Here is a 22,108-nt window from a genome sequence, read left to right as displayed (position 1 = left end):
TAATGGAGTTGGGGTGTGCCGCAGCCCACGGAGCTGGGCTACGGCACGGCGCTCTTAACTCGCGGTGCGCTTAGCGTGGGCGGCGTCGACCATCTTCTTGAGCTCGCCGCTCTCGAACATCTCGAGGGTGATGTCGCAACCCCCAACCAACTCGCCGTCGATGTAGACCTGCGGAAACGTCGGCCAGTCGGCGAAGCGCGGCAGGTTCTGCATGACTTCCTGGTCCGCGACCACGTTCACGTAGCCGAATTCCTGATCACAGCGCTTCAACGCCTCCACCGCACGGCTGGAGAACCCGCACATGGGGAACTGCGGGGTGCCCTTCATGAAGATCACCACAGGGTTGTCTTCCACCTGCTGGCGGATACGATCCATTACGTCCATTACTGTACTCCTAAAATTTGGTGCCAGAACGGGGTGCTGGCGGCGTCGCGGCGCACCCCAAGCTCAATTCCGAGTATAACGCTCAGACATTGAAGCGGAAATGTACCACGTCGCCTTCCTTCAACAGGTATTCCTTGCCTTCCAAGCGCCATTTGCCCGCATCCTTCGCACCCTGCTCGCCGTTGTGGGCGACAAAATCGTCGTACCCCACCACCTCGGCACGGATAAAACCCCGCTCGAAGTCGGTGTGGATCACCCCCGCGCCCTGCGGCGCGGTGGAGCCCTGGCGGACGGTCCAGGCGCGGACCTCCTTCTCGCCGGCAGTAAAGAACGTCTGCAGGCTCAGCAGGCGATAGGCCGTGCGGATCACCCGGTCCAGCCCCGGCTCTTCCAGTCCCAGATCGGTCAGGAATTCCGCGCGCTCATCGGGGTCCAGCACCGCGATCTCGGACTCGATGGCGGCACAGACACTGACCACCTCGGCGCCTTCCTCGGCGGCCTTGGCCTGCACGGCCTCGACCATCGCGTTGCCGCCGGCCAGCGCGGCCTCGTTGACATTGGCGATGTACATCAGCGGCTTGAGCGTCAGCAGATGCAGGTCATACAGCGCGCTCCGCTCGTCATCGTCCAGGTCCTGCGCCCGCACGGGAATCCCCTGATCCAGGCCGGCCGCGACCTTCTCGGCAGACTGTAGCTGGGCAATCGCGGCCTTGTCCTGCGACTTGGCCGCACGCGCCAGGCGCGTCAGCGCCTTGTTCACGGTCTCCAGATCCGCCAGCATCAACTCGGTGCTGATGGTCTCGATGTCGGCGATCGGGTCGATCTTGCCGGCGACATGCACGATGTCGTCGTCCTCGAAGCAGCGCACCACCTGCGCGATGGCGTCCGTCTCGCGGATGTGTGCCAGGAACTGGTTGCCCAGACCCTCGCCCTGGGCGGCGCCCGCGACCAGACCAGCGATATCCACGAACTCGACCGTGGTCGGCAGCGTGCGCTGGGGTTTCACGATCTCGCTCAGCCGCGTCAGGCGCGGATCCGGGACCTCGACGACGCCCACGTTCGGGTCGATGGTGCAGAAGGGATAGTTCTCCGCAGCGATCTCCGCGCGTGTGAGGGCATTGAACAGGGTGGACTTGCCGACATTCGGCAGACCCACGATCCCGCATTTGAGACTCATCGGGCTTCCTCGGAATTCTTGGGGCCGGCCGGTTTCGACCTACCCCCATGCAGATTGCGTACCGCCTCGTCCCAGCGCCCGGCCACCAACGCCGGAACCTCAGGCAGAGCCGTGTCGATGGCTTCCTCGATGGCCTGGGTGTCGGCCTTTCCGGGACGGTCCAGGACGAAGGGCACCACATCGTCACGATGGCCCGGATGGCCGATTCCGACCCGGACCCGGGCGTAGTTCGGGCCGCCCATGTGCCGGTGCAGGTCACGCAGGCCGTTGTGCCCGCCATGCCCGCCACCCAGCTTGAGCCGGACCACCCCCGGATCGAGATCCAGTTCGTCATGCACGACCAGGATGGCCTCGGGCGGGATGCGGTAGAAGTCGGCACACTTGCGCACCGGCAGGCCACTCTTGTTCATGAAGCTCATGGGCTTGAGCAGCCAGCAGTCGCCCTCGGGCAGGACCAGACGCGCCACCTCGCCATCGAAGCGGCTCTCGGGGCGGAATTCCGCGCCATGCCGGCGGGCCAGGGTGTCCACAAACCAGAAACCCGCGTTATGCCGGGTTTCGGCATAACGCGGGCCTGGATTCCCCAGCCCAACCAACAGACGGATCGGTTCGGGTTGGATCGCCATCGTTCAGGCGGCAAGCCGCAGGGCTTACTCCTTGTCCTCGGACTCCGATTCGTCGCCGGCGGCCTCTTCCCCACCCGCGGCTTCCTCGCCACCTTCGGTTTCCGCGGCCTCGCCTTCCTCGACCTCTTCTTCCTCGGTCTTGGCGGCACGCGGCAGCAGGACACTGACCACGGCGTAGTCGTATTCCTCGCCATGCATCAGCGCCACGCTCTGCACGCCTTCCGGAAGCTCCAGCTCGGAGATGTGCAGGGTGTCACCGACATCCATCTCGATCACGTCGAGATCGATGGACTCGGGCAGGTCACCCGGCAGGCACTCGACCTCGAGCTCGTTGATCATGCGGCTGACCATGCCGCCGCCCAGCTTCACGCCCTTGGCCTCTTCCTCGTTGTGGAAGTGCAGCGGCACGCTGACCCGGATCGGCTGGTTGGCGCTCACACGCATCAGGTCAACGTGGTAGATGGTCGGCTTGAACGGATGACGCTGCACGTCGCGCAGGATCGCCTTCTCGGTCTTGCCGTCCAGCTTCACGCTCAGGATGTGCGAGTAGAACGCGTCTTCCTTGAGGTTGTGGACCATCGCATTGTGATCCAGCGTGATGGCCTCGGCGTCCTTGTCCGCTCCGTACAGGATGGCGGGCAGCTTGCCGGCGCGACGCAGGCGGCGGCTCGCACTCGAACCCTGTTCGTCACGCTTCTCGGCTTCAATGGTAAAGCTCATGCTCATTGCTACAGTCTCCAAAATGAAAGGCGCTTCACCCGAAGCGCCCTGAACACACCCCGCCCGCGACCAGGCGGGGCGCTGAAGGGGACACGAACTCCCCGAATTCGTTTTCGGCCCGGCGGCTTCGCTAGTCCATGAACAGCGAACTGACCGACTCCTCGCGATTGATGCGGCGGATAGTCTCCGCAAGCATCTCGGCGACCGACAGCTGACGAATCTTGTCGCAGGCCTGCGCATTGGGCTGCAGGGCCAGGGTGTCGGTCACCACGAGTTCGTCAAGCGCCGAACCGTTTATGTTATCAATTGCCGCGCCGGAAAGCACGGGGTGCGTGGCATAGGCCATCACCGAGTGCGCCCCGTGTGCCTTCAGGGCCTTCGCCGCCTGGCACAGCGTGCCGGCGGTATCCACCAGGTCGTCAATGATGATGCAGGACTTGCCACGCACATCCCCGATGATGTGCATCACCTCGGACTCGTTCGCACGCGGCCGGCGCTTGTCGATGATCGCCAGATCGGCGTCATCCAGCCGCTTGGCGATCGCGCGGGCACGGACCACCCCGCCGACATCCGGCGACACCACGGTCAGATCGCCCGAGACATGCCGCCAGACGTCGCCCAGCAGCACCGGCGAGGCGTAGATGTTATCCACCGGGACGTTGAAGAAACCCTGAACCTGGTCCGCGTGAACGTCGATGGTCAGCACGCGATCGGCGCCCACCGCCTCGATCATGTTCGCGACCACCTTGGCCGAGATCGGCACCCGCGCCGAGCGCACGCGGCGGTCCTGGCGGGCATAGCCGAAGTACGGTATGACCGTGGTGATTCGACCGGCCGAGGCGCGGCGCAGCGCATCCACCATGATCACCAGCTCCATGATGTTCTCGTTGGTCGGCTGGCCGGTCGGCTGGATCAGGAAGACATCGCGGCCGCGCACATTCTCCAGCAGCTCGACCTGTACCTCGCCATCGCTGAAACGCCCGACGATGGCCTTGCCCATCGGCAGCCCCAGGTGTTCCGCAACGGCCTGGGCGAGACGCGGGTTCGCATTGCCCGCGAAGATCATCATGCGATTCTTGTCGACCACGGTTCGTCCCGGTCTGGATGGAGTGGAGCGGGCGGATGCACCGCGCAGGCTCCACATTATAGACCCCGGCTCGGGACCGGGGTCTTGATGGCTTGCCTCGCGCCTTTCTGGCGCGAAGCGGTTGTTGGCTGGGCCGGCAGGATTCGAACCTGCGCATGACGGGATCAAAACCCGTTGCCTTACCGCTTGGCTACGGCCCAATAACTCGCTGAACTCTATTGTACTGCCTGGCCGGCGTCGTGCCCCGGCTCAACCCGCGGATCGGCAACGCCGATCCGGGCCGGCAGGATGATGGCGCTACGCGCCACCCTTCGGGCCGTCACCTTCGGCGACGGTCGGTCGCGGCTGCGCCGCTCGCGTCGAACCTGCGCATGGCGGGATCAAAACCCGCTGCCTTACCGCTTGGCTACGGCCCAATATCTCGCTGGACTCCAATTGTACTGCCTGGCAGGCACCGCGCCCGGCACATCCCGCGGATCGGCGTCGCCGATCCGGGCCGGCAGGATGCTGGCGCTGCGCGCCACCCTTACGGGCCGTCACCTTTGGCGACGGTCGCTCGCGGCTGCGCCGCTCGCGTCGAACCTAGCGCACGGCGGGATCAAAACCCACTGCCTTACCGCTTGGCTACAGCCCAATATCTCGCTGGATGCTATCGCGCCTCGAGGCCGGCGCCGCGCGGCGGCAGCCAGGCCTGCAGGGGCGACACATTGACCAGCGGCGTTACCCAGCTCCGCCAAGCTACCGGCTGCGCGGACTGTGCCGCCCGGGCCGCCGCCTCGTCGGAAAAGATCCCGAACACGCAGCCGCCGCTACCGCTCAGATGCGCCTGCGGCGCCTGCTCCGCCAGCCAGGCCAGCGCCCGATCGACCTCCGGATAGCGCGCCCGGACAACCGGCTCGAACACGTTCCTGAACCGCCCGGCATCCACCGCGGACGAAATTGTCTCGGCGGGACAGTCGCGTGTCAATTCCGCACACCCGAACATGGCCCCGGTGGCGACCGACACGCCGGGGTCGATCAGCAGCACCCAGCCGGTGTCCGGGTCCACGGGCACCAACTGCTCGCCGACGCCCTCGGCCCAGGCGGCCTGTCCTGCAACGAACACCGGGACGTCGGCCCCCATCTCCAGCCCAACCGCCGCCAGTTGCTGGACGGAGCAACCCAGGCCGAACAGATGATTCAGAGCCACCAGCGTCGTGGCCGCATCGGAGCTGCCGCCCCCCAGACCGCCCCCGACCGGGATCCGTTTCTCGAGGTGGATGCGCACGCCGAAGGGAGTTTCCACCGCTCCGGCCAGGCGCCGGGCGGCACGCAGGCAGAGGTTGTCGTTGCCGTCGATACCCGCGCGGGCCATCTCGAAACGGCCCGCGGGCAACGGCTCGAAACGCAGGGTATCCTCCAGCCCGAGGAACTGGAACACCGTCTGCAACTCGTGATAGCCGTCCGCCCGGCGCCCGGTGATGTGCAGGAAGCGGTTGATCTTGGCCGGCGCGGGAAAGCTCGTGTCGAAGGCGCCGGACGCGGCCGCGGGCGTCACCGCGCCTCCCCACCGAGCTGCCACCGGCCAATGCGGGCGCGCAACTCCACCCCCTCGCGTTCGAGGACCATAGCGACCGGCATTTGCACGCCGTCAACCTCCTCGAACTCGGTGTATCCGATGGCCCAGCCGGACTGCAGGATCTCCAGCGGCCGGCCGTCCGCATCGATATCCAGCTGGTAGGTGGCCTCCGGGTGCAACAGGCCGCGCACCCAGTAGATCATGCCACTGACCGGAATGGACTCCCCCAGAACTTGCGCCACCAGTGCATCCGGATCGCGCGCCTCGAAGCGCTCGCCGGACCGGGTCACCAGCAGTGCCCGGCCTCTGTCGGAAAGCGTCAGCCGACCACCGCCACGCCCCATCGGGCCGGACAGATCGAGCACGTGCCGGCCTTCCTGCACGCGCCAGTTCAGCTGGGCGGACCAGTACTCATCCCCGGAGGTCAGCCCCAGGCGCGCCACCAGTCGCCAGCTGTCCAGTGCCGCGAGCTGATCATTGCGAGCCTCGAAGGCGGCCTCGGCCGACGGCGAGGTATCCGCCTCGGGCAGGGGAGCGGCACAGCCGGCCAGCAGCCCCCAGGCAACCAGCAAGCCGGCCAGCCAGCCCCCGCCCGGGACTCGGCCCGGCCTCCGAACGACCCTTGGCAGGCTCATTCGGTCAAGTCGTCACGCACCCGCTGCAGGCGCTCATGGTCCGGCTCGCGCTCCAGCGCGGCCTCGACGATCTCGCGCGCCTCGTCGCGTTCGCCGCGCTCCCACAGCACTACCGCCAGGTTGCTGGCGATCTCGCCGTCCTCGGACAACGAGTAGGCACGCCGCAACTGGGTCTCGGCCTCCTCCAGACGGCCCAGGCGATACAGGACCCATCCATAGCTGTCGACGATCGCGGCATCATCCGGCTCCTGCTCGTAGGCGCGCAGGATCAGCTCATAGGCCTCCTCAAAGCGCTCCGTGCGATCCGCCAGCGTGTAACCCAGCGCGTTCAGCGCCGCGACATTCTCGGGATCGGACTCGAGGATGGCGCGGAAATCCGCCTCGGCAGCCGCGATATCATCCTCCCGCTCGTGGACGAGCCCGCGCAGGTACAGCAGTCGGGTATCGCCCGGGAACTGGACCAGCCCTCGGTTCAGGCGGCTGCGGGCCTCGGCATACGCCCCCATCTCGCGGAGGGCGTTGGCCTCGGCCAGATAGGCCCGCCGGGCCAGGCCGTCGTCGACGCCCTGCTGCATGGGATCAAAACGCTCCCGGGCGGCCTCGGGCCCGTCGCGCTGGAGCGTGAGACGCGCGCTGCGCAGCCGGGCATCCTCGACATGCTCGCCGCCTTCCACACGGGCATAGGCCGCCAGGGCGTCATCCGGCTCGTCGGCGAGCTCGTGCAACCTTCCGAGGTAGTACGCGACGTCGTTCTCGCGCTCGCCCAGGGCATCGAGACGCTCCAGATAATCGCGAGCCGGTCCCAGCTGCTCCGCCTCCAGGTTCATCAAGGCGAGCGCCAGCAGGAGTTGGGTATCCTCCGGCGCCATCTCCACCAGGCGATCCATCTCCTCGCGGGCGAAGGCGTCGTCCTCCATCTCCGTCAGGACGCGCGCATAGCCCAGGCGCGCCTCGCGGCTCTCCGGGTGCGCCTCCACGGTCGCGCGCAGGGTCTCGACCGCGGCATCCTCCTGCCCCGCCTCGCTCTGGGCGCGTGCGTGCAGCAGACGCAGCGGGACCGATTCCGGGAAGCGTTCCGTGGCCCGTCCAGTGATCGCCACCACCTCCTCGCCCGGCTCGCCAAAGCGCAGCGCGGCCTCGGCCTGAACGCGGTGAACTCCAACATCGTCCCGGCGCCGCTCGGTGAGCAGGCGCATCGTCTCCAGCGCCGCCGCCTGATCCCGAGCCTGGCCAATGACAGCACCGAGCGTGGAGTGGGGATCGTCTCCCTGGACCACCACACGATTCATCAGCGAATCCAGCTGTTCGGCCGCCTGCTCGGCGTCACCGGCGTTGATCCGCAGCACGGTCGAGATCTGGCTGGCATCCGTGCTCTCGGGGGCCAGGCGCAGCCAGCGATCGGCCGAACGCTGGGCCTGCTCCTGGTCACGCGCGAACAGCGCGATCCGGGTGGCACGCTCGGCAATCGCGGGGTCATCGCTCAGCAATGCCGCCGCACCGTAGTACCGCGCCGCCTCGGCATGCTCGCCGGAGCGCACCGCGATCTCGGCAGCCAGGACGCTGAACATCAACGCCGCCTCCGGGTCCTCGGTCTGCATCAATGGCTGCACCGCGGGGCGGTCCGACTCCGGTGGTTCGGAGGCGTCCAGTTGGGTATGTGCGCAGCCCGCCAGGGAGAGCACGGCGGCCAGCGCGAGCAGGCTTCGAATCATGTTGTATCCAGTCGGGATCAGTACGGACATATCGGATGGGACGGGGCAGGCACCTCCGGGGTTCCATCCCGGCCAAAAGCCACTGCCGCCAAGCCTACAGCACAGTACACTATCGGGAAATTCGGCCACACGCCCGCGTTTTCCGGCACAATACGCGCCAGCATGCTGTTCACTCTCGGGATCAATCACAAGACGGCCCCGGTCGCCATACGCGAACGGCTCTCCGTCAACGAGCACGAGCTCGGCGAGGCCCTGCACTCGCTGCGCTCCGGTGTCCTGTTGCCGGAAACCGCGATCCTGTCCACCTGCAACCGCACGGAGGTGTACTTCCGCGAGGGCGACCCGCACAGCGAACAGCGTGTACTCGACTGGATCGGCGGCTACCACGGTATCGACCGCGACGAGCTGAAGCCCTATCTCTACCTGCACCACGACGGCTCCGCCGTGCGCCACACCCTGCGCGTCGCCAGCGGGCTGGACTCCATGGTCCTCGGCGAGCCGCAGATCCTCGGGCAGATGAAGACGGCCTACCAGCATGCCCACGATGCCGGCACGCTGGGCCGCTCGCTGGAACGCCTGTTCCAGCATGCCTTTGCCACCGCCAAGGACGTCCGCACCCAGACCGCCATCGGCCAGAGCGCCGTCTCGGTGGCCTTTGCCGCCGTCTCGCTGGCCCGCCAGATCTTTGGCGACCTGAAGCCCCTGACCGCGATGGTCATCGGGGCCGGCGAGACCATTGAACTGGCCCTGCAGCACCTCTCGGGAGGCGGCATCGGGAACATGATCGTCGCCAACCGCACCGTGGAGCGCGCCCGCGCGGTGGCCGGCCGCTTCGATGCCGAGGCCATCAGCCTCGACCAGCTCCCCGACCGAATGGCCGAGGCCGACATCGTGATCTCCTCCACCGCCGCGCCACTGCCGATCCTCGGCAAGGGCGCGGTGGAACGCGCCCTGCGCAAGCGCCGCCACAAACCGATGTTCATGGTGGACATCGCCGTGCCACGCGACATCGAACCCGAGGTCGGCCAGCTCGAGGACGTCTACCTCTACACCGTGGACGACCTGCAGGAGGTCATCGACGAGAACATGGCCTCGCGCCAGGCCGCCGCCGAGCAGGCCGAGGAGATCATCACCCAGCGCGCCGGCGAGTTCATGCGCTGGCTGCGCGCCCGCGACTCGGTGGACAGCATCCGCCAGCTGCGCCAGCGCGCCGACAGCGTGAAGGCCGAGGCCCTCGCCAAGGCCGAGGCCATGCTGCGCGCCGGCAAGTCACCCGAGGAGGCGATGCAGCTGCTGGCCCACAACCTGACCAACAAGCTGATGCATGCCCCCTGCAAGTCGTTGAACACCGCCGCGCACGAGGGCGATGCGCGCCTGCTGGAGGCCGCCCATCGCCTGTTCCAGCTGCCCGCTCCGGAAGACGATCCCGGCGACGATTCCGAATCCGGCACCCGTTCGTGAAGGCCTCGTTCCGTACCAAGCTCGAGGGCCTGGCCGAACGCCACGCCGAGATCGCGCAGCTGCTGGCCACCCCGGACGCCGCCGAGGACCCGGACCAGCTGCGCCGGCTCTCACAGGAATACAGCCAGCTGGAACCGGTGGCCGAGGCCTGGAAGGCCTGGCACGACAACCACGCCGCGCTGGAAGAAGCGCGCGCGATGCTCGACGACGACGACGCTGATCTGCGCGCCATGGCCGAGGCGGAGATCGAATCCCTGACCGAACAAACCGAGGCGCTGGAGGCGGAACTCTACCGTCACCTGATCCCGAAGGATCCGCACGACAACGCCAACGTATTCCTGGAGATCCGCGCCGGAACCGGCGGCGACGAGGCCGCGATCTTCGCCGGCGACCTGCTGCGGATGTACACCCGCTACGCCGAGCAGCAGAACTGGAAGCTGGAGATTCTCAGCGCCAGCGAGGGCGAGCACGGCGGCTACCGCGAGGTCATCGCACGCCTGGCCGGCCATGGGGCCTATTCGCGGCTCAAGTTCGAGTCCGGCGCCCATCGCGTGCAGCGCGTCCCCGAGACCGAGTCCCAGGGCCGCATCCACACCTCGGCCGCAACGGTCGCCATCCTGCCGGAGCTGGAAGAGGTCGAGATGCCGGAGATCAACCCGGCCGACCTGCGCGTGGACACCTTCCGCGCCTCTGGCGCCGGGGGCCAGCACATCAACAAGACCGACTCCGCCGTGCGCCTGACCCACCTCCCCACCGGCATTGTGGTCGAATGCCAGGAAGAGCGCTCTCAGCACAAGAACCGCGCCAAGGCCATGACCTACCTGGCCGCGCGGATGTTCGAGGCGGAGCGCGAGGCCCAGTCCGCCGCGCAGAGCGCCGAACGCAAGGGCCTGGTCGGCAGCGGCGACCGCTCCGAGCGCATCCGCACCTACAATTTCCCGCAGGGCCGGGTGACCGACCATCGCATCAACCTGACCCTGTACAAGCTGGAACAGGTGATGGCCGGCGACCTCGACCCCATCATCGACCCGCTGATCCACGAATACCAGGCCGAGCAGCTCGCCACCCTCTCCGAGGTCTGATGGATACGCCCGCCACGCTGGACGCCCTGCTGCGGGCCCTGCGCACCCGCCTGCAGGACGCCGGGATCGAAAACCCCGGACTGGAGGCCCGCATGCTGCTGGGCACTGCCACCGGCCGGGATACCACGCAGCTGATCGCCCACGGCAACGACGCCGCTACCGCCGAGCAGGCCGCCCGCGCCGACACGCTCTGCCAGCGCCGCTGCGCCGGCGAGCCGATGGCCCACATCCTTGGCCGGCGCAGTTTCTGGACGCTGGACCTGGAGGTGTCCCCGGCCTGCCTGATCCCGCGCCCCGAGACCGAGCTGCTGGTGGAACAGGCCCTGGCGGTGATCGACGACCTCGCGACCGCCACCCCCCGCGTGCTGGACCTCGGCACCGGCCCCGGCACCATCATCCTGGCGCTGAAAAGCGAACGTCCGGACATCGACGCCTTCGCCAGCGAACGCAGTCACGAGGCCCTGCAACAGGCGCGGGCCAATGCGGCCGAACTCGGGCTGCCCGTCGGGCTGTGGCGGGGCGACTGGCTGGAGGCGCTGGCACCTGCGGCGCACTTCCACATCATCACCTGCAACCCGCCCTACATCGCTCCGGATGATCCGCATCTGACGCGCGGCGACCTGCGCTTCGAGCCGCGCTCGGCCCTGGCCGCGGCCGCAAACGGCCTGGCCGACCTGTACCGGGTAATCGACACCGCCCGTGCCCACCTGAGTCTGGGCGGCTGGCTGCTCCTGGAACACGGCTTCGACCAGGCCCCGCCCGTGCGGGAACGCCTGCGGCAGGCGGGCTACCGGGCGATTCGCACGCTGCGAGACCGCTCCGGGCACGAACGCACCACCCTGGGGATGCGCTGAGCCCGCTCAGCCCTCGAACCGGGACACCTACACCCCGCCCTGGCCCCGGGGCCAGGGCTCGCGCTGCACCGGGACGCGTCCGGGTCAAAGCGGAAGGCGCAGTTGGAGGTTGAGCGAACCACTGGGCGACGAACGGTGGCGGCCCGAAGCGTTGTCGTAGTAGTGGTAGTGACGATGCTCGGGACTGCGCGAACGCTTGTGATGCCGACGACCGCGCTGTTTCGCCCGCTTCGCCTGTCTTTGACCACACGTAGCCGGGTCACCCCGGTAGTGCTCGTATCCCCGCGAATCGCCACGCCACATGGGCCGGGGCGTACAGCGCGACCGCCAGCAATGCCGCAGGTGCCAGAATCGCGATTCGTTTCATGGATAGCCCGCTTCCATTCGGGGCGCCGCACACTCCACAGGAGCATCGGCCAATCCATGGTTGTGGCAGGATTGCCATCGGCGACGCTGATTGAATCCCGCGTTCGGGTTTGTGGCCGCTTTTGCGCGTGATCGGCGTTGCGGCTCCCCTGTGCAGAATGACTGCACAGCGGTCAACGCGCCTTGTTCGCTCGCAAGAGTGACTCGGGCGCGAGCGCGCGATTCAATCAGCGTCTCACGAGTCCAGCGTATGACGCGCTCCTGAACGGTACCCAACTGAAGCCGCCCGCGAACCATGACGCCGGTTACAATTTCGGGCCGCCCCCGGAGACCCTCCCGATGGAAGACGACCAACTCCTGCGTTACAGCCGCCAGATCCTGCTCCCCGGCGTGGGGGTCGAGGGACAGGAGGCACTGCGGCAGGCCCATGCGGTGGTCATGGGGCTTGGCGGACTGGGCTCGCCGGTCGCCGCCTATCTGGCCGCGGCCGGGGTGGGCCACCTGACCCTGGTGGACCCCGACCACGTCGAGGTGACCAACCTGCAGCGCCAGATCCTGCATACCGAAGCCGATATCGGTCGCGAAAAGGTCGCCTCTGCGGCCGATCGCGTCATCGCGATGAATCCCGGCTGCCGCGTGGACGCGCGCGCCGAACACCTCGACGACGAGGCCATGCGCCGGCTGTTCGCCGACGCCGACGTGGTACTGGACGGCACGGACAACTTTGCCGCGCGCGGGACAATCAGCCGCGCCGCGCTCGCCGCCGGGACGCCGCTGGTGTCCGGGGCCGTGATCCGCTTCGAGGGCCAGCTGACCACCTTCGACTACCGCGATCCCGGGGCAGCCTGCTACCACTGCCTGTACGGCGAGGGGGGTGGCGACGAGGACACCTGCGCCGCCAACGGCGTGCTGGCCAGTCTTCCCGGCGTGGTCGGCAGCCTGCAGGCGACCGAGGCACTCAAGTTGCTGATGGGACTCCCGACCCTTGTCGGCCGGTTGCTGATCCTCGACGGGCTGGCCATGCAGTTCCGCGAGATCCGCCTCCGCCGCGACCCGGCCTGCCCGGCGTGCAGCCACCGCCACGCCCCGGCCTGAGCCAGGGGAAACCCTGATTAATGGGCGCGCTAGCGCACCGGATCAGGCACAGGAGCTCGGGTGAAAGGGGAGGACCTTGCCGGGTGACTGCGACGGCGCGGCCTCGGCAAGCGCCACCGCCAGCTCGGGCTCCATCGCGGACAGGGTGCGGTTCATCACCATGGTGGCCATCGCGTGAAACAGCAGCAGTTCGCAGGCAACCGGACGGTGCAGACTGCGCCGCCCGCGAGAGTGGAAGGCGGTCCAGGCGACCACTGGCATGTCGTTCAGCACCCGGTCGACGACGATCCAGGCATCACGCTGCAGGATCAGGTCCAGGTGCTTGAGCCCCGGCGGCGACAGGCGGATCTCCGGCCCCAGGAGGCCCAGGGCCCGACGGACCTGGTTGAAGTAGCGCGCCTCCACCAGCCAGCCGGGGCGGACATCCAGGGTCGGGATCTCGGTGTGCCGGGAATACATTGCGCCCCCGTCTGCGAACGCTGGAAGATCAGTCCTGCATCTATAGCAATACCGCAGACGGTCGGGAGCGCCTCGCACGCGGTTCGGCCCTCCGGGGGTCACGGCGGGCTAACGAGGAGGGCAGGCGGCACGCCTCTGGGCGCTGGCTACTGGCGGGTTTCCGGGGTCGGCGGCTGGGTACCCTCGGGGACGCAAAGGGCCTCGGCATCCACCGGGTCGAAGTGGTAGTGGGCGTTGCAGAACTCGCAGGTCACGTCGACCGCACCCTGCTCCTCGATAATGCTGCGGATCTCGTCGCGGCCCAGGCTGCGCAGGGTCTCGCTGATGCGCTCGCGAGAGCAGGGGCAGTGGAAGCTCACGGAGGCACCATCGAACAGGCGCACGCGCTCCTCGGCGAACAGCCGGCCCAGCAGGGTCCCGGCATCCAGCTCCAGCAGCTCCTCGGCGGTGGTGGTCTCGGCGAGGATCGTCGCGCGGTTCCACTCCTCGGAATCCCGCGTCACTGCATCACCACCACCCTCGCCGGGTAGCGCCTGCAGCAGCATGCCGGCCGCGGACTGTGCCCCGCTTGCCAGCCAAAGCCGCGTCGGCAGCTGTTCCGAACGTTCGAAATAGACGTTCATCGCGTCCGCCAGCGTCTCGCCCTCCAGCTCGACCACGCCCTGGTAGCGCTCGCCGCCATCTCCGGGGTCCAGGGTCAGCATGAGCCGGGCATCCTCGCCGGCACACTCGACCAGCGTCGCGCCCTCCGGCGGAGTCTCGCGAAAGCGGGCGAGCCCGCGCAGCCGTCCCTGACCGTCGGCCTGGGCGACGATCATGTGAACCGGGCCCGGGCCGGTGATCTGCAGGATCAGCGAGCCGTCGAACTTGAGCGTGGCGGCCGTCAGGGCCACGGCTGCATAGGCCTGGCCCAGCAGGTCGCGCACCACCGGCGGGTACTCGTGGCGCTGCAGCAGGGCCTGCCAGGCGGCATCCAGGTGCACCCATTCGCCGCGCACCCCGGCCTCCTCCAGCATGAACCGGTGCAGGGTGTCGGTCTCAAGCATGGCGACTGACCTCGGACAAAATCAAGCGTCGAGCTTCGCCTTCAGGCGCTCGTTGACCTGGGCCGGATTGGCCTTGCCCTGGGTCGCCTTCATTACCTGGCCGACGAAGAAGCCGAACAGCTTGTCCTTGCCGCCACGATACTGCTCGAGCTGCTGCGGGTTGCTGGCCATCACCTCGTCGATGATGGCGTCGATCGCGCTGGTGTCGGTGATCTGCTTGAGGCCCTTGGCCTCGATCACGGCATCGGCGTTGCCCTCGCCGCTCCACATCGCCTCGAAGACCTCCTTGGCGATCTTGCCGGAGATGGTCTCGTCCTGGATGCGTGCGAGCAGGCCGGCCAGACCGTCGGCATTGACCGGGGCGTCCTTCAGTTCGACCTCGGAGCGATTGAGCGCGGCGGAGAACTCGCCCATGACCCAGTTGGCGGCCAGCTTGGGCGCATCGCAGCCGGCGGCCACGGCCTCGTAGAAGTCGCCCATCTCGCGGGTCGCGGTGAGGACGCCGGCGTCGTAGTCGGACAGGCCGTACTGCTCGACGAAGCGCACCCGCTTGGCATCCGGAAGCTCCGGCAGCTTCGCACGCACGGAGTCGACGAAGGCATCGTCCACGACCAGCGGCAACAGATCCGGATCGGGGAAGTAGCGGTAGTCGTTCGCCTCTTCCTTGCTGCGCATGGAGCGCGTCTCGTCGCGGTCCGGATCGTACAGGCGGGTCTCCTGCACCACCGAGCCGCCGCCCTCGATTACGTCGATCTGGCGTTCCACCTCGAAGTTGATCGCGCGCTCGACGAAGCGGAAGGAATTCAGGTTCTTCAGTTCCGCGCGGGTACCGAACTTGGTCTGGCCCCTGGGCCGGATCGAGACGTTCGCGTCACAGCGGAAACTGCCTTCCTGCATGTTGCCGTCGCAGATATCGAGGTAGCGCACCAGGGAGTGCAGCTTCTTCATGTAGGCGACCGCCTCCTTCGCGGAGCGCAGCTCCGGTTCGGAGACGATCTCGATCAGCGGGGTGCCGGCGCGGTTGAGGTCGATGCCGGTCATCGCCTCGAAGCCCTCGTGCAGGCTCTTGCCGGCATCCTCCTCGAGGTGCGCGCGAGTCACCCCGACGCGCTTAATCGTGCCGTCTTCCAGCTCGATATCGAGATGGCCCAGACCGACGATCGGCAGTTCGAACTGCGAGATCTGGTAACCCTTGGGGAGGTCCGGATAGAAGTAGTTCTTGCGCGCGAAGACCGAGCGCGGGGTGATCTCGGCATTGATCGCCAGCCCCAGCATCACGGCCCGCTCCACCGCGCCCTGGTTCAGCACCGGCAGTACACCGGGCATGCCCAGGTCCACCGGACAGGCCTGGCGGTTGGGCTCGGCGCCGTAGGCGGTGGGCGCCCCGGAGAATATCTTGGAGACGGTATTGAGCTGGGCGTGAATCTCCAGCCCGATGACGGTTTCCCATTCCATGTTCAGGGCCCTCAGGCGAAGGCCGCCGGCACGCGGGCGTGCCAGTCGGTCTCTTGCTGATACTGGTGAGCCACGCCCAGCAGGCGCGCCTCGTCGAAATAGTTGCCGATCAGCTGCAGCCCGACCGGCAGGCCGTCGATCTCGCCGGCCGGCAGCGACATCGCCGGCAGCCCCGCGAGGTTCGCGGCGATGGTGTAGATGTCCGACAGGTACATGCTGACCGGGTCGGCCTTGGCACCCAGCGCGAACGGCAGCTCCGGGGTCGTCGGCGCCAGCAGCACGTCCACGTCCTCGAAGGCGCCGCAGAAGTCATCGGCGATGATGCGCCGGACCTTCTGCGCCTTCAGGTAGTAGGCGTCGTAGTAGCCAGCGGACAGCACGTAGGTCCCGACCATGATGCGGCGCTTCACTTCGTCGCCGAAGCCCTCCCCGCGCGAGCGCGTGTAGAGGTCCATCAGGTCCTCGGGATTCTCGCAGCGGTAGCCGTAGCGCACGCCGTCGAAACGCGCGAGGTTGGAGGAACACTCGGCCGGGGCGACCACGTAATAGGCCGGCACCGACAGGTGGCTGTTCGGCAGGCCGACCTCGCGCACCTCGGCCCCGCGGCCCTTGAGCACCTCGATGGCGGCGTCGATCACGCCGCGCACGCGCTCGTCCAGCCCGGCCTCGCCGAAGAATTCCGTCGGCAGGCCGATGCGCAGGCCCTTCAGGTCCTGTTCCAGTCCGGCGGTAAAGTCCTCGGCCGGGCGCTCGACGCTGGTGGAGTCGCGCTCGTCGAAGCCGGCCATCGCGTTCAGCATTCGTCCGCAGTCCTCGGCGGTCGCCGCCATCGGGCCACCCTGGTCGAGACTGGAGGCGAAGGCAATCATGCCGTAGCGCGAGACCCGGCCATAGGTCGGCTTGAGCCCGGTGATGCCGCAGAAGGCTGCCGGCTGGCGGATCGAACCACCGGTGTCGGTACCCGTGGCACCCGGCACCAGGCGCGCGCCCACCGCGGCGGCGGAGCCGCCGGAGGAACCACCCGGGACGCGTTCGGTATCCCAGGGGTTGCGAACGGGGCCATAAAAACTGGTCTCGTTGGACGAGCCCATCGCGAACTCGTCCATGTTGGTCTTGCCCAGCATCACCGCGCCGGCGGCATTCATGCGCTCGACGACGGTGGCGTTGTAGGGCGAGACGAACGGATCCAGCATGCGCGAGCCGCAGGAGGTACGCACACCCTCGGTGCAGAAGATGTCCTTCTGCGCGACCGGCACGCCCAGCAGCGGGCTCTGCTCGCCTTTCGCCAGGCGCGCATCGGCGGCATCGGCCTGCGCCAGGGCCTGCTCGGCGGTCACGGTGATGAAGCTGTTCAACTGCGGATCGAGACGCTCGATCCGGTCCAGATACAGCTGGGTCAGTTCACGCGAACTGATCTCGCGGGCCTGGAGCTTGCGCACCCAGCCGGACAGGGTTTCCTGGGCCATGGTTTCGGGGACTCTTGCTGGCTAGAAGCGTGACGGGTTCAACAGAACGGGGACCGCGCGGATCATTCGATCACGCGCGGGACCAGATACAGGCCACCCTCGACGGCCGGGGCGATTGCCTGATAGGCCTCGCGCTGGTCCGGCTCGGTGACCGCGTCCGGGCGCAGGCGCTGCTCGGCATCCAGCGGGTGGGCCATCGGCTCGACACCCTCGATGGCCGCACCATTCAGTTGTTCGACAAAGGCAAAGATGTCGCTCAGCCCTCCGGCGAAATCCCGGGTCTGGTCGTCGTTCATGGCCAGACGGGAGAGATGGGCGATGCGCCGGACTTCGGATGTATCGACGGACATGACGGGAGGGTCCTGTAGCGTTCGGATTCACGGGCGAAACGGAGCGCAAACTTACCACAAAGCCGATGTTGCCCAAACCCCGGGCGCTTGCTAGAGTCGACGGCTTTCCCGCCCGCCCACTCAAGCAGGTTTCTTCTTCATGTTCAAACGCCTTCTGGGGTTGTTCTCCAACGACATCTCCATCGATCTCGGCACCGCCAACACCCTCATCTATATGCGCGGCCAGGGCATCGTCCTGAACGAACCCTCCGTGGTCGCCATTCGCCAGGACCGCGGCCCGGGCGGTCCGCGTTCCATCGAAGCCGTGGGGATCGAAGCCAAGAAAATGCTCGGCCGCACGCCGGAGCACGTGGTAACGGTGCGTCCGATGAAGGACGGCGTGATCGCCGACTTCACCACCACCGAGAAGATGCTGCAGTACTTCATCAAGAAGGTGCACGAGCGCCGGATCTTCCGTCCCAGCCCGCGCGTGCTGGTCTGCGTGCCCTGCGGCGCCACCCAGGTGGAACGTCGCGCCATCCGCGAATCCGCCTTCGGCGCCGGGGCGCGCAAGGTCTACCTGCTGCAGGAACCCGTGGCCGCGGCCATTGGCGCCGGCATCCCGCTGGACGAAGCGGTCGGGTCGATGGTGCTGGATATCGGCGGCGGGACCTCCGAGGTTGCGGTGCTATCGATGAACGGCATCGTCTACTCCGAGTCCGTGCGCATCGGCGGCGACACCTTCGACGAGGCGATCATGGCCTACGTGCGCCGCAACTACGGCGTGCTGATCGGCGAAGCAACGGCCGAGCGCATCAAGCACGCGGTGGGCTCCGCCTACCCGGGCAAGGAACTGCTGGAGATCGAGGTCAAGGGCCGCAACCTGGCCGAGGGCGTGCCGCGCTCGTTCACCCTGAACTCGAACGAGATCCTCGAGGCCCTGCAGGACCCGCTGTACGGCATCGTCTCCGCTGTGCGTACCGCGCTGGAACAGACCCCGCCAGAACTTGGCGCGGACGTCGCCGAGCGCGGCATCGTACTGACCGGCGGCTCCGCCCTGCTGCAGCAACTGGACCGCCTGATCATGGAAGAGACCGGAATCCCGGTGGTCATCGCCGACGATCCGCTGACCTGCGTGGCCCGCGGCGGCGGACGGGTGCTGGAGATGCTTGACGAGAAGCGGGTCGACTTCCTGTCGATGGAATAACGCCGAGCCACACCGCCCGCTTTTCCCCGGTGCGGGTCTCCCCGGACGACGGGTTCGGGTTACACTCCGGGCCGCAACAGGTCGGCAAGGCCGCACGGAGCGAACCCCCGCGCCGCCTTGCCTAGTCGACGCGATCCGGAACCGGAGGTCACGCCATCAGCAAGCCGCTGTTCAGACTGGGTGTATCGCCCACTCTGCGCCTGCTCGCGGTCGTTCTTCTGGGACTGGCGCTGATGGCGCTGGATCATCGCGTGAACGAACTGCAGTTTGTCCGCAGCGCCCTGGCCACGGTCACATACCCGCTACAGGTCGCGGTGGACGCGCCAGTCCGGGCGTTCAGCCGGGTATTCGAGTCGTTCACCAGCCGCGAGGACCTGATCACCGAGAACCGGATCCTGCGCAGCGAGAACGCCGAGCTGCGCGCGCGCCAGCTGCGCTTCGAGGCCCTGCAACAGGAGAACGACCGCCTGCGGGCGTTGCTGAACACCGCCCAGCAGGCCGAGGAACGCGTCGAGATCGCCAAGCTGCTGGCCGTGGACCTGGATCCCTTCCGCCAGCAGATCGTGCTCAACAAGGGCCGTAATGACGACGTCTACGCCGGACAGCCCGTGATCAACGCCGACGGCGTGATCGGCCAGGTACTGTCCACCCGGCTGACCAGCTCGGTCGCATTGCTGATCTCCGACCCCAGCCACGCCCTTCCGGTGCTCAGCGCGCGCACGGGCCTGCGGGGGCTGGTGGTTGGCACCGGCAACCCGCAACGCCTGGAGATGCGCCACGTCCCCTTGCAGGAGGATGTGGAGCCCGGCGACCTGTTGCTAACCTCCGGCCTCGGTGGCCGCTTCCCGGCCGACTACCCGGTGGCCCGCGTGACCTCGGTGGAACGGCCGCAGGGTCAGCCGTTCCTGAGCATCGAGGCCGAGCCCCTGGCCGCACTGGACCGCTCGCGCGAGGTCCTGCTGCTGTGGACGGAGGGCAGCATGCCAGGGATCCTCCCCCTCGAGGTCGACGAGGTCCGGGATGTTTCTCCGGAGGCGCATGAACCGGAGCCGGCCGAAGCGCCTCCGGAAGCGCCGTGACCCGCGGCATCGGCATCCCCTGGCCGGTAGCACTGACCCTGCTGGCGGCCCTGGCGCTGGCGATCGTGCCAATCCCCGATGCCCTGCGCCCGGCGCGCCCGGAATGGCTGGCACTCGTGCTAATCTACTGGACCATGGCCTTTCCGACCCGTGTCGGCGTCCTGACGGCATTCGTCGCCGGAGTGCTGCTGGACACCCTGCTGGGCCAGCTGCTGGGACAGAACGCCATCGCCCTGGCGGTGATCATCTACATCGTGCTGCAGATCCATCCGCGGCTGCGGGTGTACCCGGTCTGGCAGCAGATGATGGTGGTCGCGATCCTGATCGCGCTGTTCAAGCTGCTGGCCTTGTGGCCCCAGGGCATCACCGGGTTCCCGCCGGGCGACATCATGTACTGGTCGCCGGCAATCACGAGCGCGCTGCTGTGGCCGCTGATCTTTTTCCTGCTGCGCGACATGCGCCGGCGCTGGCTGTTGCACCTGACCTGAGATGGCTCGCAGGCCCCTGAGACGCGGGGCCTGCTCGAAGCATCCGGGCCGGTCGCGCATACTGTGCCAACCCGCAACGAGGAGCATTCCATGGACCCGAGCAAGCAAACCGAGATCGAAGCCGCCGTGTTCCGACGCCTGCTGCAGCACCTGGACGAGCGCAAGGACGTGCAGAACATCGACCTGATGAACCTCGCCGGCTTCTGCCGGAACTGCCTGTCCAAGTGGTACGTGGCGGCCGCCGAGGAGCGCGGCGAATCGGTCGACTACGAAGGCGCCCGCGAGATCGTCTACGGCATGCCCTACGGCGAGTGGAAGGAGCGCTACCAGAAAGAGGCCACCGCCGAGCAGAAGGCGGCCTTCGAGGCCAGCCAGAAGTCGCACGATGCATGATCACGGCCTGATCGAGACCCCGGAGGCCCTGCGGGGCTTCCTCGACACCATCGCCGGGACCGACTGGATCGCGCTGGACACCGAGTTCATGCGCGAGAAGACCTACTACCCGCGCCTGTGCCTGATCCAGCTCGCGACGCTGGACCAGATCGCCTGTGTCGACCCGCTGAAGCTGGACATCCACCTGCTCGAACCACTCCTGTTCGACGCCGGCGTAACCAAGGTCTTCCATTCGGCTTCACAGGATCTCGAGGTCCTGTACCGCGAACTCGGACGGGTGCCCACCCCGGTATTCGACACCCAGATCGCGGCCAGCATGCTCGGTTACGGGGAGCAGGTCGGCTACGCCAACCTGGTCAAGGCGGTCCTCGACCGCGACCTCGACAAGAGCCAGACCCGCACCGACTGGTCACGCCGGCCCCTGAGCGAGCAGCAGATCCGCTACGCGGCGGACGACGTACGCTTTCTGGCCACCGTATTCATGCGCCTGCTGCACGAACTGGAGAGCCATGAGCGCATGCACTGGCTGCGCCCTGAGATGGAGGCGCTGAGCAACCCGGCCCTGTATGAGCCGGATCCCGAGAACGCCTGGAAACGGGTCTCCGGCGCCAAGCGGCTCAAGCCACGCGAGCGCGGCGTGCTAAAGGCCGTGGCCGCCTGGCGCGAACGAGCTGCGCAGGCAAGCGACCGCCCGCGTCGCTGGGTCCTCGCCGATGACATCCTGATCGACATCGCGCGGCGCACCCCCCAGGACACCAACGCCCTGCACCAGCTGCGCGGCTTTCCTGACGGCATGAAGCCACCGCGTCAGGAGGAACTGCTGGAGGCAATCCGCGAGGGCCAGGCCCTGCCCCGCGAGGAGTGGCCACAACTGCCGGACAAGGCCAAGCTGACCGAAGCAGAAGAAGTCCTTGCGGACATCGGCATGGCCCTGCTGCGCGAGTGCGCACGACGCAACCAGATCACCGCCGGCGCGATTGCGCAGCGCAAGGATGTCGTCGAACTCCTGAAGGGCGACGGCACGAGCGGCCGCCTGGGCAGTGGCTGGCGCCACGAGATCGCCGGGAAGACCATCGCCCGCTGGTTTGCGGGCGATGGTGAGTTGACACGTGCGGAAGAAGGGCTGCAGATCCGCCCGTGATCGTTATCCGGGCGGGCCTGCGGCCGCGTCAGGACGCCTTGTAGACGCCGCGGCGCGGCGAGGTCAGGCGACCCTGGCGCTTCAGGTAGGCCAGGGTCTGACTGATGTTCTTGGTATCCAGGCCGGCCTTCTCCGCCTCCGCCTTGATCTCCTTGATGCCCATCTCCGGCTGTTTGGCGACTAACTCGCACAGCTTCTGACTGATGGACTCGCCCCCGGCCCGGCGCCCGCGACGCCCGCCGCCGGCACTCCCGGTGCGGCCCACGCGGCCGCCCAGTTCGCGGATCT

General features: G+C 67.6%; 22 protein-coding genes, 1 tRNA gene and 2 pseudogenes. 9 read left to right on the top strand and 16 right to left on the bottom strand.

Annotated features, from left to right (window positions below; translation table 11 throughout):
* Window positions 1-54: 54 nt before the first annotated feature.
* The 9 genes from grxD to ACESLR_RS05055 form a co-directional block, all read right to left on the bottom strand.
* Entirely contained in the window at window positions 55-384 is a 330-nt protein-coding gene (gene grxD / locus ACESLR_RS05095) for a Grx4 family monothiol glutaredoxin (protein ID WP_373024660.1), read from the bottom strand.
* 82 nt (window positions 385-466) lie between these two features.
* Window positions 467-1,561 (bottom strand): redox-regulated ATPase YchF, encoded by a 1,095-nt coding sequence (gene ychF / locus ACESLR_RS05090; RefSeq protein WP_373024661.1) that lies wholly within the window; start codon window positions 1,559-1,561, stop codon window positions 467-469.
* Window positions 1,558-2,187, bottom strand: a complete 630-nt coding sequence (gene pth / locus ACESLR_RS05085; RefSeq protein ID WP_373024662.1) for an aminoacyl-tRNA hydrolase — start codon at window positions 2,185-2,187, stop codon at window positions 1,558-1,560. Before pth ends, ychF begins: the two co-directional genes overlap by 4 nt.
* A 24-nt stretch (window positions 2,188-2,211) precedes the next feature.
* The gene (locus ACESLR_RS05080) at window positions 2,212-2,913 is read right to left on the bottom strand and encodes a 50S ribosomal protein L25/general stress protein Ctc (protein ID WP_373024663.1); all 702 of its coding nucleotides are present in this window, start codon (window positions 2,911-2,913) and stop codon (window positions 2,212-2,214) included.
* Between the two features lie 124 nt (window positions 2,914-3,037).
* Entirely contained in the window at window positions 3,038-3,976 is a 939-nt protein-coding gene (locus ACESLR_RS05075; protein WP_373024682.1) for a ribose-phosphate diphosphokinase, read from the bottom strand.
* Between the two features lie 143 nt (window positions 3,977-4,119).
* A tRNA-Gln gene (locus ACESLR_RS05070) sits at window positions 4,120-4,194 on the bottom strand.
* Window positions 4,195-4,643: 449 nt separating this feature from the next.
* Entirely contained in the window at window positions 4,644-5,531 is an 888-nt protein-coding gene (gene ispE / locus ACESLR_RS05065) for a 4-(cytidine 5'-diphospho)-2-C-methyl-D-erythritol kinase (protein ID WP_373066759.1), read from the bottom strand.
* The gene (lolB, locus tag ACESLR_RS05060) at window positions 5,528-6,187 is read right to left on the bottom strand and encodes a lipoprotein insertase outer membrane protein LolB (RefSeq protein WP_373024665.1); all 660 of its coding nucleotides are present in this window, start codon (window positions 6,185-6,187) and stop codon (window positions 5,528-5,530) included. The genes ispE and lolB overlap by 4 nt, the downstream gene beginning before the upstream one ends.
* The gene (locus tag ACESLR_RS05055; RefSeq protein WP_373024666.1) at window positions 6,184-7,929 is read right to left on the bottom strand and encodes a tetratricopeptide repeat protein; all 1,746 of its coding nucleotides are present in this window, start codon (window positions 7,927-7,929) and stop codon (window positions 6,184-6,186) included. Before ACESLR_RS05055 ends, lolB begins: the two co-directional genes overlap by 4 nt.
* A 132-nt stretch (window positions 7,930-8,061) precedes the next feature.
* On the opposite strand from ACESLR_RS05055, the gene hemA reads away from it, so the two are divergent.
* Genes hemA through prmC form a run of 3 tightly spaced genes read left to right on the top strand, consistent with a single transcriptional unit; the run spans window position 8,062 to window position 11,296 of the window.
* On the top strand, window positions 8,062-9,360 hold the full coding sequence (gene hemA, locus ACESLR_RS05050) for a glutamyl-tRNA reductase (RefSeq protein ID WP_373024667.1): 1,299 nt from the start codon (window positions 8,062-8,064) through the stop codon (window positions 9,358-9,360).
* Complete coding sequence (gene prfA, locus ACESLR_RS05045; protein ID WP_373024668.1) at window positions 9,357-10,442, top strand: peptide chain release factor 1; 1,086 nt, start codon at window positions 9,357-9,359, stop codon at window positions 10,440-10,442. The genes hemA and prfA overlap by 4 nt, the downstream gene beginning before the upstream one ends.
* The gene (prmC, locus tag ACESLR_RS05040; protein ID WP_373024669.1) at window positions 10,442-11,296 is read left to right on the top strand and encodes a peptide chain release factor N(5)-glutamine methyltransferase; all 855 of its coding nucleotides are present in this window, start codon (window positions 10,442-10,444) and stop codon (window positions 11,294-11,296) included. Before prfA ends, prmC begins: the two co-directional genes overlap by 1 nt.
* An 84-nt stretch (window positions 11,297-11,380) precedes the next feature.
* On the opposite strand, the pseudogene ACESLR_RS05035 reads toward prmC, so the two are convergent.
* Window positions 11,381-11,663: pseudogene (locus ACESLR_RS05035) on the bottom strand (hypothetical protein).
* A 338-nt stretch (window positions 11,664-12,001) separates the two neighbouring features.
* Between ACESLR_RS05035 and ACESLR_RS05030 the strand changes: the two are divergent.
* Window positions 12,002-12,757, top strand: coding sequence for a HesA/MoeB/ThiF family protein (locus ACESLR_RS05030; RefSeq protein WP_373024670.1), 756 nt, complete (start codon window positions 12,002-12,004; stop codon window positions 12,755-12,757).
* Between the two features lie 42 nt (window positions 12,758-12,799).
* Here ACESLR_RS05030 and ACESLR_RS05025 read toward each other — a convergent pair whose 3' ends face one another.
* The 5 genes from ACESLR_RS05025 to gatC all read right to left on the bottom strand — a co-directional run bounded on the left by ACESLR_RS05025 (window position 12,800) and on the right by gatC (window position 17,533).
* A complete protein-coding gene (locus ACESLR_RS05025) occupies window positions 12,800-13,216 on the bottom strand; it encodes a hypothetical protein (protein ID WP_373024671.1) in 417 nt (138 codons plus the stop codon).
* A gap of 146 nt (window positions 13,217-13,362) precedes the next feature.
* Window positions 13,363-14,262, bottom strand: a complete 900-nt coding sequence (hslO, locus tag ACESLR_RS05020) for an Hsp33 family molecular chaperone HslO (RefSeq protein ID WP_373024672.1) — start codon at window positions 14,260-14,262, stop codon at window positions 13,363-13,365.
* A 21-nt stretch (window positions 14,263-14,283) separates the two neighbouring features.
* Entirely contained in the window at window positions 14,284-15,717 is a 1,434-nt protein-coding gene (gene gatB / locus ACESLR_RS05015; protein WP_373024673.1) for an Asp-tRNA(Asn)/Glu-tRNA(Gln) amidotransferase subunit GatB, read from the bottom strand.
* Between the two features lie 11 nt (window positions 15,718-15,728).
* Window positions 15,729-17,183, bottom strand: coding sequence for an Asp-tRNA(Asn)/Glu-tRNA(Gln) amidotransferase subunit GatA (gene gatA, locus ACESLR_RS05010; RefSeq protein WP_373024674.1), 1,455 nt, complete (start codon window positions 17,181-17,183; stop codon window positions 15,729-15,731).
* Between the two features lie 62 nt (window positions 17,184-17,245).
* Window positions 17,246-17,533, bottom strand: coding sequence for an Asp-tRNA(Asn)/Glu-tRNA(Gln) amidotransferase subunit GatC (gene gatC, locus ACESLR_RS05005; protein ID WP_373024675.1), 288 nt, complete (start codon window positions 17,531-17,533; stop codon window positions 17,246-17,248).
* A 139-nt stretch (window positions 17,534-17,672) separates the two neighbouring features.
* Between gatC and ACESLR_RS05000 the strand changes: the two genes are divergently transcribed.
* The 5 genes from ACESLR_RS05000 (at window position 17,673) to rnd (ending at window position 21,820) form a co-directional block, all read left to right on the top strand.
* Window positions 17,673-18,719, top strand: a complete 1,047-nt coding sequence (locus ACESLR_RS05000) for a rod shape-determining protein (protein ID WP_024327527.1) — start codon at window positions 17,673-17,675, stop codon at window positions 18,717-18,719.
* A 233-nt stretch (window positions 18,720-18,952) separates the two neighbouring features.
* On the top strand, window positions 18,953-19,798 hold the full coding sequence (mreC, locus tag ACESLR_RS04995; RefSeq protein WP_373024676.1) for a rod shape-determining protein MreC: 846 nt from the start codon (window positions 18,953-18,955) through the stop codon (window positions 19,796-19,798).
* Complete coding sequence (gene mreD / locus ACESLR_RS04990; protein WP_373024677.1) at window positions 19,795-20,286, top strand: rod shape-determining protein MreD; 492 nt, start codon at window positions 19,795-19,797, stop codon at window positions 20,284-20,286. The genes mreC and mreD overlap by 4 nt, the downstream gene beginning before the upstream one ends.
* A 90-nt stretch (window positions 20,287-20,376) precedes the next feature.
* On the top strand, window positions 20,377-20,679 hold the full coding sequence (locus ACESLR_RS04985; RefSeq protein WP_373054615.1) for a DUF1244 domain-containing protein: 303 nt from the start codon (window positions 20,377-20,379) through the stop codon (window positions 20,677-20,679).
* On the top strand, window positions 20,672-21,820 hold the full coding sequence (rnd, locus tag ACESLR_RS04980) for a ribonuclease D (protein ID WP_373024679.1): 1,149 nt from the start codon (window positions 20,672-20,674) through the stop codon (window positions 21,818-21,820). Before ACESLR_RS04985 ends, rnd begins: the two co-directional genes overlap by 8 nt.
* 28 nt (window positions 21,821-21,848) lie before the next feature.
* Here the strand turns inward: rnd and ACESLR_RS04975 are convergent.
* Window positions 21,849-22,108: pseudogene (locus tag ACESLR_RS04975) on the bottom strand (hypothetical protein); the annotation flags it as partial.

Source organism: Thioalkalivibrio sp., from assembly GCF_041685615.1.
GTDB lineage: Bacteria > Pseudomonadota > Gammaproteobacteria > Ectothiorhodospirales > Ectothiorhodospiraceae > Thioalkalivibrio.
Note: the sequence above shows the minus strand (reverse complement) of the source record. Positions and strands in the feature narration are given on the sequence as shown.

Bases quoted from the DNA above. Each gene is read 5' to 3' on its own strand.
- grxD (WP_373024660.1), bottom strand. From the start codon at position 384: ATGGACGTAATGGATCGTATCCGCCAGCAGGTGGAAGACAACCCTGTG.
- ychF (WP_373024661.1), bottom strand. From the start codon at position 1,561: ATGAGTCTCAAATGCGGGATCGTGGGTCTGCCGAATGTCGGCAAGTCC.
- pth (WP_373024662.1), bottom strand. From the start codon at position 2,187: ATGGCGATCCAACCCGAACCGATCCGTCTGTTGGTTGGGCTGGGGAAT.
- ACESLR_RS05080 (WP_373024663.1), bottom strand. From the start codon at position 2,913: ATGAGCATGAGCTTTACCATTGAAGCCGAGAAGCGTGACGAACAGGGT.
- ACESLR_RS05075 (WP_373024682.1), bottom strand. From the start codon at position 3,976: ATGATGATCTTCGCGGGCAATGCGAACCCGCGTCTCGCCCAGGCCGTT.
- lolB (WP_373024665.1), bottom strand. From the start codon at position 6,187: ATGAGCCTGCCAAGGGTCGTTCGGAGGCCGGGCCGAGTCCCGGGCGGG.
- ACESLR_RS05055 (WP_373024666.1), bottom strand. From the start codon at position 7,929: ATGTCCGTACTGATCCCGACTGGATACAACATGATTCGAAGCCTGCTC.
- hemA (WP_373024667.1), top strand. From the start codon at position 8,062: ATGCTGTTCACTCTCGGGATCAATCACAAGACGGCCCCGGTCGCCATA.
- prmC (WP_373024669.1), top strand. From the start codon at position 10,442: ATGGATACGCCCGCCACGCTGGACGCCCTGCTGCGGGCCCTGCGCACC.
- ACESLR_RS05030 (WP_373024670.1), top strand. From the start codon at position 12,002: ATGGAAGACGACCAACTCCTGCGTTACAGCCGCCAGATCCTGCTCCCC.
- ACESLR_RS05025 (WP_373024671.1), bottom strand. From the start codon at position 13,216: ATGTATTCCCGGCACACCGAGATCCCGACCCTGGATGTCCGCCCCGGC.
- hslO (WP_373024672.1), bottom strand. From the start codon at position 14,262: ATGCTTGAGACCGACACCCTGCACCGGTTCATGCTGGAGGAGGCCGGG.
- gatB (WP_373024673.1), bottom strand. From the start codon at position 15,717: ATGGAATGGGAAACCGTCATCGGGCTGGAGATTCACGCCCAGCTCAAT.
- gatA (WP_373024674.1), bottom strand. From the start codon at position 17,183: ATGGCCCAGGAAACCCTGTCCGGCTGGGTGCGCAAGCTCCAGGCCCGC.
- gatC (WP_373024675.1), bottom strand. From the start codon at position 17,533: ATGTCCGTCGATACATCCGAAGTCCGGCGCATCGCCCATCTCTCCCGT.
- ACESLR_RS05000 (WP_024327527.1), top strand. From the start codon at position 17,673: ATGTTCAAACGCCTTCTGGGGTTGTTCTCCAACGACATCTCCATCGAT.
- mreC (WP_373024676.1), top strand. From the start codon at position 18,953: ATGGCGCTGGATCATCGCGTGAACGAACTGCAGTTTGTCCGCAGCGCC.
- ACESLR_RS04985 (WP_373054615.1), top strand. From the start codon at position 20,377: ATGGACCCGAGCAAGCAAACCGAGATCGAAGCCGCCGTGTTCCGACGC.
- rnd (WP_373024679.1), top strand. From the start codon at position 20,672: ATGCATGATCACGGCCTGATCGAGACCCCGGAGGCCCTGCGGGGCTTC.